The following is an 8,080-nucleotide window of genomic DNA, read 5'->3' as shown; positions in this document are numbered from 1 at the left end:
TGAAGGTCGTAGGTTCAAATCCTACTCCCGCAACCAACGCTTTCGACTGAGATGACACAACACTCCGCTGTTTACGGGTCGAAGCATCTAAATCACCAGAACACTGTGATAAAATCCCTGCTAGCGCGCCATGAAATTCAACGGCGTGGTTCTTAGGGTAGTCCGCGTCAGCACGAAGAACCAAAAGAGCCCGAGCAAGCGAGGGCCGAGAAGATCACCCGACCCCTGAGGCAGCCTAGGCTGCAGCTGCTTTTTGTGCATCAATCATCACGCCAGCGAGGACGCCATAGGTTTCGGCCCATGCCTCCTTTACTTCGGGTGTGAAATCGTCCCCGAGCCCTTTTCCAAGGGTGAAGAGCAGGGCCTCGCCAACGTAACCGTAGTGTTCGGGCGTGACATCGTAGCCGTTATGACGACGGCCAAGGTCCTGAACGGCGGGCAGGATCTCGTCCAGCTTGGTCAGTCCGTTAACGGCGATAGCCAGCATCTGCATCAGCTTCTTCTTCTGCTCCGACATGTCTTCGGGGAAGAGGGGGCGCACTTGGGGCGCGAGTTCGAAGAGCTTGTCGTAGAAGATATCGGCTGCGGGACCAGCGATGGGCGCCACTTTTTTAAAGCTGTCTTGCACGAGGGCGATTTTCTCGGGGGTCATGTCTCTCATTCCTTGTTTTTTTCGATAAAGGTTTGGGCCTCGGCCTCGCCGCCGCTCGCCCAAACCATAAAGGTCACGGCTGCAGCGATCTCTGCGTCGCTCAGGTCGCGATTGCCGCCACGGGCCGGCATTTCGGTGTAGGTTTTGCCCACAAAGCCTTGGGTGGCGTGGTCAATCAGAGTGGGCAGCCCCTGCGCGATGCGGGGCTGCCATGTCTTAGTTGCGGTGATCTTGGGCGCTCCGGTGGCTTTGTTGCCGCCGTGGCAGGCCATGCAGGTGCCCTCCCAGACACCTTTGCCCTGAGCCAGTGTTGGGGCCACTGGTTCGGGCAGCCGGTCGGCAGTGACGAAGCCGTCAAGCCCACGGGTGGACAAAACGTCAGAAAGTGTCACTTCTGCCGCTGCAGGTGCACCCGCAAGGAGCGCCGCGCAGATCACCGCACGCTGCATCAGATCACTCCACAGGGATGCGGATAACCACACCGCCCATCACGTCACCGCCTTCGAAGTCGGTTTTGGGCGAGTCCTTGTGATCGTTGTGGCAAGAGGTGCATGCCTCGGCCACAGCAACGTCGGCGTAGAACGCGGTGAAGTAGTTCTGACCACCCAGCTCTTCTTCGCCGTAGAAGTTCTCACCGGGGTTATCGACCAGATACTGCAAACCCTCTTTTTCGAGGTCGGTGGCAGGGGCGTTCTGTTTGTTGATCGGCCAGAGCGACAGCAGCGAGTACGAGAAGGCGTCGGTTTCTTCGGCCACCATTTCCGCGCCAAAGCGGAACATCTGTGCGGGCAGAACCAGCGCTTTTTCATCTTCGAAGTGTTCGGACGCGGTGATCACTTTCTCTTTGACCGCCAGACGGTTGACGATCATGCGGGTGTAGACGGTGCGGTCCGAAGACATCACCAGGTGTAGCAGATCCGCGACTTCTTGCTCTTCCATTTCCGCGTGGACGGCGGTGCCGCCACCGAACGCCATTGCGCCGCAGAGAAGGACTGCTTTGATTTTTGTTCCGTAGCTGGTCATATGTATCTCTCCTGTTGGATTATGATTGGCAGGGGGTGCGTAGGACCGTGCGTTCATTGGTTGGCGCCTTGGTCGGACGGTTCTACGCGGCTTGTCGCCCAATCGATGCTTTCGATGTGGCGGGATGGTTGGCCCTTGAAGTTGTTCGCGATCAGCGCAGGGTCGGCGAGCGCATCAATCGCAAAGCCCAGTCCATGACAGTCTAGACAGACAGAGCGGATCATCTTCTCGTTCGGGCGGAGGTTGTCGTTCTGGTTGTGGTTCGTGACGGCAAAGCCCTTTTTCTCGGACTGCGGCATATGGCAGGTCGCGCAGGTGACGCCGGTGCCCGCGGGGGCATTGCCGGTGGTCTCGGCCTGCCACAGGGCAAAGTGCGGGCTTTGCTCGTAGCTTTGGCTGTGATCGTCGTTGTGGCAGCTAAGGCAGGCCGTGACAGCGGTTTGCTGCGGCTCTTCCTTGTGCGGCGAATGGCATGAAGTGCAGGTCATCCCTTGACCATGAGCGTCATCCGACAAATCGACGAGGGCTTCGTCCGTGCTCATCATTGGCGGCGGGGCAGGGTCGTTCAGATAGGCGTTGAGCGCGGCCACCAACTCTTCGGGGGCGTCCTTCCAGCCAAGGGCTTTCAGCTGCTTGCCCGCGTCCCGAGGTTTCGAGATTTTCGAGTGCTGGCGCATCCCGTGCCGGCCCAAAGAGAAGCTCTTGGCGGCGGGCTTGTGACAGTCCGAACAAATGCCTTCGTCGGGGTGGTCGGTCCACGCTTGCTCTTCGGGGGCGTGACAGCTGGTGCAGGTCACATCCGCCGCAGCGTGCGCGGTGCCCGCCCAATCGTGGGCGATTTCGTCGTCCTGAACCGGCGCGTCGAGCGAGGCCAAATAGGTCTCAATCTCTTCCGTGCTGCTGGCGCGGGGCAGTTGGGGCAGGGCGGCAGCGGCAACGACAGGTTCGTCCATCAGCCAAGGCGCGTCTGCATGCTTCACGAGGAAATCCTCATACAGCGCGCGGTTGTCATGATAGTTGTGGCAGCCCGACGAGGCACAGGTGTCAAAGGTCAGGTTCGCGTGGCTCTCGCGGTCCTTGCGGATGTCCTGATCCCCTTCGGAGTGGCAGGCGACGCAGTAATCGCCCTGCAGCGTGACCATCATCGGCAGCGTAATTTCCGGCTGGTGCTCGGAATGGCAGGATGTACAGAACCGCCCGTCGATTTTCTCCCAGTAGCTCGCCATCCGCGGGTTGGTGAACTTCTTCTTCGGGTGGCTGTCGTCGGCTTCTTTCAACTCGTCCTTGTGGCAGGTCGTGCAAGTCTTGTTGATGTCTTTCTTGATCGTGGCCTGACTGTCGAAAGGGTCCGAGGTGTGGCAGGTTTCGCAGGCGATCTCGAGTTGGTGGTGGGCCCCAGCCGTTTGACCCGGCAGCAGGACCGTCCGGTCGCCGCCGATATAGAGCGCCGCGAAAACCGCGCCTGCGCCGACAAAGGTCAGCAGACTCCAGAGCATCCAAAGAAGGGCGTTGCGTGACATCTGTTGCCCTCCTTAGAACGCGTAACTTGTTAAAACATGGGCGAGGACCAGCAGCGGCAGCGGCCAGATCATCACGATATGGGCCCAAGTGGGCCAGCGGCGGGCGGGTTTGCGAGCGGTGCCGATGCGGCGCGCGCGCAACTCGTGATCGCCTCCCGTTGCCAGACCGGCTGCCGCGCCAAACACCAGCGTTGCAGCAAAGCTGACAAAGAGCATGAGGTTCAGGTTGTCCCCCGGTCGCAGGCCGGTGTGCACGATCAGCCCGATCGCGGCCAAGGCACCGATCCCCAGATGGATCAGCCGCCAACCGTCATAGGCCCCCAGCTTGTCCATAAACCGCAGACGCTTGCGTAGGCCGATCACCATCGCGGCCAAGGTGAACCCAAGCAGGATGAAGCCTGTCCACTGCCGCACGATATTGTCGCGCCACAACCAAACGCGTAGGCTCTCAGCGTCGAAACTGCTGGGGCAAGGAATGCGCGGTACAAGCGCGACGGTCAAAGCAGCTAGTGCGGCTAGTGCGGACAAAACCAGAATGGGGCGATACCAGCGAACGGGCTTGGGGGCTGCGCCGCTGTTCGCCATCTCGTCCAGCAGCGGAACACACGTGCCGCAGACTGTGCCTGCGCCGGTCGCCGCGCTCAGCGCTTCGGGGGTCTTGGCCCCGCCCGCCATCGCGTCTCTTAGCCGTCCGCAGGTCACACCGGTGCAGTTGCACACAGTGGCGGCATTCGGCATTTGCGAGATGTCGCCGTCCTCTTCAACCCAGAGCGACCCGCCGCGCAGGAAACGGCCCACCATCCACGGGAAAATCAACGCCTCGTTCTGAATGGCACTTTGAACGCGACTGGCCTGAGGCCAACTGCCCACGGCAATGGCCCCGACCAAACGTCCCCCGCGTAGGAAAATTCGGCGATATCCAGTGTCGTTTCGCCAAGTATGGCTGCGGACGTCCGGCGCGACTTCTAGTTGCTCGACCTGACCGAGAGAAAATACGTCTGCGCCGATGACTTTTAGCTTGGTGGTGGGTGTTGAGCCTTGATAGCGACCATGCTCCCCCAGAATGTCAGCAACTGCCGCATCAGCTTGTTCATAGCCCGGTCCGACCAGACCATGCACGACGCCGTTGTGTTCGGCACATTCACCAATCGCGTAGATGTCCGGATCCGAGGTCCGCATTGCATCATCAACGGTGATGCCACGGCTAAAGCTCAGCTCGGCGGTGCGCGCCAGATCAGTTCGGGCGCGGACGCCAGTGCAGATGATAACCGTATCACATGGCAGGACTGTTCCATCCGCAAGGCGCACCGACTCGACCCGATGCTCGCCTTCGATCGCTTTGACAGCAACGCTGGCTCGCAGCGTGACGCCAAGCTCTAGAATTTTCTCGGCCAACAGCGCGCCGCCCTCTTCATCAAGCTGACGGGGCATAAGCCGGTTTTCGTGCTCGACTACGGTGACTTGGGCCTGCCGCTGCTGCATACCGCGTGCGGCCTCTAGGCCCAAGAGACCACCACCAATCACCACGACGCGCCGGGCGCTGATACTCCGCGCCATCAGGGCCGACGCGTCCTCGGCCGAACGGAATGTGAATACACCGGGTAGATCGCGTCCCGGGACTCCGGGGATAAAAGCCCGCGAGCCCGTCGCGATAATCAGTTTTTCATACGGCCAGATTTGCCCGTCGGCGGTCGTCACAAAGCGTTGCGCACGGTCGATGGATTTCGCACGCATTCCGGTGAGGAGACGCAAATCCTGTTCGGGGTCATCAAATCCGGGAGTGACAATCTCACCGAACTGCACCGCGCCCGCAAGAAGAGGCGTCAGCTTGACGCGATTGTAAGGCTCGAACCGTTCTGTCGATAGAACCGTCACTGCGAGACCGCGTTTCGCCAAAAGCGTCGCGGCGCGCGCACCCACTGGGCCGCCTCCGATCACCACAATACGGGAGCGAGCGGACTCAATTAGAGGGTGTTCTTCGGTGAGGGCTGGCTGTGCTGGCATTTCACTCGCAAGGGTTTGGTCGTGGAAGGCCCACGCCGCTTCGTGCGCCCATAAGGCGCAGGGAAATCAACATAAATTCGGGACGAACGTTGTCTCGGAAGCGGCCAACCTCGTTGTCAGCACATTCTTGATGCTACATCAGGTTGAACAAACGAGAACCTTTTTCTGCACTGCAGCTGAATAAGAGGCATCGCACGGGGGCCTCCGGGCCGCCTTGGTGAATTTATATACATTCATTTTGGGTGAATGATTAAATCTGGTGCGGAGTGTGAATGGTGGCCGGCTGCTGAAGTGCGAGTACGGCCCGAATCCAGATGGCTCCGCGGATCACTCGCCGCCTGTCAGCGACAATATATCGATCGCTTTGGGGTTCCGAGCGATCACTTGCTCAAACGTGTAGTTGTCCAGCACTCGAAAGAAGGCTTGCTTCGCCTCTGACATGATGCAGATCAGCCCGCATTCCGGCGCAAGAATACAGGACGAGCAATCGACCAAAGCCTGGCTGCCCTCCGTATGGCGTACAATTTGCCCCACGGTCAGCTCCGATGGCGAAATGGCAAGCCTGATGCCGCCAGTGCGTCCTCGCACAGACTCAAAGAAGCCTGCGCCAACCAGGTCAGTGGTGAGCTTCATGATATTTCCTTGGGGCAGGCCGTAAACTTTGACGATCTCCGAAATCTGCACCAAGCGCGCTTGATTGATCGCAAGGTAGAGGCTGACCCTCAGGGCATAATCCGAATAGCGCGTAAGTTTCATCGACTTTACATCCTGAGCCGTCTGCTAACCGGTCTCTTCGGCTATGTTGTGAAAGCCAGAAGGGACTCTGTCGCTTGCTTGGCACAGAACAGATTTGGAAACAAAGGTGTATGCGTTCAGGTTAGTGGTACGCTGCGATATCCACTGAAGACGGCTAAACTTTTCGCTAGGGTATGAGGTGTTGGAACGCCACGACGGCACTAACGGCGCGCTGACTGACCTAAGCAGGTAAACCAGAATAACCTGTTTTCGGGTAAATGTGGCTGGGGTGGTAGGATTCGAACCTACGGTGCGCGGTACCAAAAACCGGTGCCTTACCACTTGGCTACACCCCACCAGCAGTGTGAGGCGGTGTTTACTCAAAGCGTTTGGGGGCCGCAAGGGGGGTGAAGTAAAAAAATCACCCCAATTTCGATTTTTCTCAGTCGAAGACTTCGTCTGCTTTGACGCCCCAGATTCCGGCCTTTGGAGTCCAGCCGCGGTAGTCGGCGACGCGTAGCTCGCACCACGTGGGAATGCACTCGACGATTTGGGCAATCACACCCTTCTCCAGTCGCGCAATTTCTGTCGAGCGCAGGTCGGGGCTGGCGTAGAGGCTGACCATCTCTTCGTCCACGAGCGCCGTACGCCGACCAGAGAGCAGGGCATAGTGAATCCAGCCGCCAGCGCCGTCATGGTCGCGGATGCGGCGCCAGTGGCCATATTCGGCGGTGACTTCGACGGGCAAGTCCTTGCGTTTGAACTCCCAATCAACGCGGTGTGTTTGACTGGGGCCGCGACGCACATTGGCTTTGGACGATTTAATCGAGACAAAGCGGGGGAGGGGCAGGTTCGTGACGGGGCCTCTTGTCTCTTCTTCCGGCGCGGGTTGCGCGTCTTGGGCGAAGAGGGGGGTATTGGTCAGGAGAGCGGCGATTAGAGCCGCGCCAAGGATGGGAAATCCGCGAAAGGTCATCTGCTCTTTGTCTTTTTTCAGTGGGGTTCTTGTGCTGGCCCGTGTCATGGGACACTCTGCCAGCAACAGCGCGATATGGAAAGATGCGGAGGTTCCGAATGCCATCAGAGCGTTTGAAAGTTGTTGTGACGCGACGCCTGCCAGAAGCAGTCGAAACGCGGATGAAAGAACTTTTCAATGTAACTTTGCGTGAGAACGATCAGCAGATGAGTCGCGAGGAATTGGTCGCGGCCATGAAGGATGCGGATGTTCTGGTGCCGACTCTGACCGATACCTTGGATTCGTCGGTCATCTCGTCAGCGGGCGATCGGTTGAAGCTGATTGCAAACTACGGGGCGGGGATTGACCATATCGACGTTCATACCGCGCGTCAGCGGGGCATTCTGGTGTCGAACACCCCCGGCGTGGTGACCGAGGATACGGCGGACATGACGATCGCGCTGATCTTGGCGGTCACGCGCCGCATACCCGAAGGTCTGGCCACCATGCAGTCCGGCGATTGGGCCGGATGGGCGCCGACGGCTCTGCTCGGGGGCCGCGTAGGTGGCCGCCGTTTGGGTATTCTGGGCATGGGCCGGATCGGTCAGGCGGTTGCGCGGCGGGCCAAGGCATTTGGCATGCAAGTGCACTACCACAATCGTCGCCGCCTGCGTCCCGAGATCGAGGACGAGCTGGAGGCGACCTACTGGGAGAGCCTCGATCAGATGGTGGCACGGATGGACATCATCTCGATCAACTGTCCTCACACGCCCGCGACATTCCACCTGATGAATGCGCGGCGCTTGAAGTTGATGAAACCGAATGCGGTGATCGTGAACACCTCGCGGGGCGAGGTCATCGACGAGAATGCTCTGACACGGATGCTGCGCGCGGGCGAGATTTCAGGGGCTGGCCTCGATGTGTTCGAACACGGGCATCAGATCAACCCGCGTTTGCGTCAGCTGAACAACGTGGTTCTTCTGCCGCACATGGGCTCGGCGACGATCGAGGGGCGTTTGGAAATGGGCGAGAAGGTCTTGCTGAACGTCAAAACCTTTGCCGATGGACATCGTCCACCGGATCTGGTGGTGCCGGCTATGCTCTGATCTGCGCGCCTGCGTGTGGCGGATGACTGCGCAATGGGTATTTTGACCAAGAAAGAGGGGGCCGCGGTGGCCCCCTTGCTCGTTC

The 8,080-nt window shown here is 59.4% G+C and carries 8 protein-coding genes and 1 tRNA gene; 1 reads left to right on the top strand and 8 read right to left on the bottom strand.

Features of this window, described 5'->3' with window-relative positions:
- Nucleotides 1-235: 235 nt before the first annotated feature.
- From N4A58_RS00550 to N4A58_RS00515, 8 genes are all read right to left on the bottom strand, one after another.
- A complete protein-coding gene (locus tag N4A58_RS00550; RefSeq protein ID WP_293706981.1) occupies nucleotides 236-652 on the bottom strand; it encodes a globin family protein in 417 nt (138 codons plus the stop codon).
- Nucleotides 653-657: 5 nt separating this feature from the next.
- Nucleotides 658-1,101 (bottom strand): c-type cytochrome, encoded by a 444-nt coding sequence (locus N4A58_RS00545; protein ID WP_293706979.1) that lies wholly within the window; start codon nucleotides 1,099-1,101, stop codon nucleotides 658-660.
- Nucleotides 1,102-1,105: 4 nt separating this feature from the next.
- Complete coding sequence (locus tag N4A58_RS00540; protein ID WP_293706978.1) at nucleotides 1,106-1,675, bottom strand: DUF3365 domain-containing protein; 570 nt, start codon at nucleotides 1,673-1,675, stop codon at nucleotides 1,106-1,108.
- A gap of 53 nt (nucleotides 1,676-1,728) precedes the next feature.
- Nucleotides 1,729-3,195, bottom strand: a complete 1,467-nt coding sequence (locus tag N4A58_RS00535; RefSeq protein ID WP_293706977.1) for an ammonia-forming cytochrome c nitrite reductase subunit c552 — start codon at nucleotides 3,193-3,195, stop codon at nucleotides 1,729-1,731.
- A 12-nt stretch (nucleotides 3,196-3,207) separates the two neighbouring features.
- The gene (locus N4A58_RS00530; protein WP_293706976.1) at nucleotides 3,208-5,199 is read right to left on the bottom strand and encodes an FAD-dependent oxidoreductase; all 1,992 of its coding nucleotides are present in this window, start codon (nucleotides 5,197-5,199) and stop codon (nucleotides 3,208-3,210) included.
- A gap of 327 nt (nucleotides 5,200-5,526) precedes the next feature.
- Entirely contained in the window at nucleotides 5,527-5,955 is a 429-nt protein-coding gene (locus tag N4A58_RS00525; protein ID WP_293706975.1) for an Rrf2 family transcriptional regulator, read from the bottom strand.
- 260 nt (nucleotides 5,956-6,215) lie between these two features.
- Nucleotides 6,216-6,290 (bottom strand) — tRNA-Gln (locus N4A58_RS00520).
- A gap of 86 nt (nucleotides 6,291-6,376) precedes the next feature.
- Nucleotides 6,377-6,910, bottom strand: coding sequence for an SH3 domain-containing protein (locus N4A58_RS00515; protein ID WP_293706973.1), 534 nt, complete (start codon nucleotides 6,908-6,910; stop codon nucleotides 6,377-6,379).
- A gap of 98 nt (nucleotides 6,911-7,008) precedes the next feature.
- Between N4A58_RS00515 and N4A58_RS00510 the strand changes: the two genes are divergently transcribed.
- The gene (locus N4A58_RS00510) at nucleotides 7,009-7,995 is read left to right on the top strand and encodes a D-glycerate dehydrogenase (protein WP_293706972.1); all 987 of its coding nucleotides are present in this window, start codon (nucleotides 7,009-7,011) and stop codon (nucleotides 7,993-7,995) included.
- The last annotated feature ends 85 nt before the right edge of the window (nucleotides 7,996-8,080 follow it).

This window comes from Donghicola sp. (genome assembly GCF_025210255.1).
Taxonomy (GTDB): Bacteria; Pseudomonadota; Alphaproteobacteria; order Rhodobacterales; family Rhodobacteraceae; genus Donghicola; species Donghicola eburneus.
This window is presented reverse-complemented; position numbering and strand designations above follow the sequence as displayed.

Coding starts and splice junctions, on each gene's coding strand:
- N4A58_RS00540 (WP_293706978.1), bottom strand. CDS start 1,675: ATGACCAGCTACGGAACAAAAATCAAAGCAGTCCTTCTCTGCGGCGCA.
- N4A58_RS00550 (WP_293706981.1), bottom strand. CDS start 652: ATGACCCCCGAGAAAATCGCCCTCGTGCAAGACAGCTTTAAAAAAGTG.
- N4A58_RS00530 (WP_293706976.1), bottom strand. CDS start 5,199: ATGCCAGCACAGCCAGCCCTCACCGAAGAACACCCTCTAATTGAGTCC.
- N4A58_RS00515 (WP_293706973.1), bottom strand. CDS start 6,910: ATGACCTTTCGCGGATTTCCCATCCTTGGCGCGGCTCTAATCGCCGCT.
- N4A58_RS00525 (WP_293706975.1), bottom strand. CDS start 5,955: ATGAAACTTACGCGCTATTCGGATTATGCCCTGAGGGTCAGCCTCTAC.
- N4A58_RS00535 (WP_293706977.1), bottom strand. CDS start 3,195: ATGTCACGCAACGCCCTTCTTTGGATGCTCTGGAGTCTGCTGACCTTT.
- N4A58_RS00545 (WP_293706979.1), bottom strand. CDS start 1,101: ATGCAGCGTGCGGTGATCTGCGCGGCGCTCCTTGCGGGTGCACCTGCA.
- N4A58_RS00510 (WP_293706972.1), top strand. CDS start 7,009: ATGCCATCAGAGCGTTTGAAAGTTGTTGTGACGCGACGCCTGCCAGAA.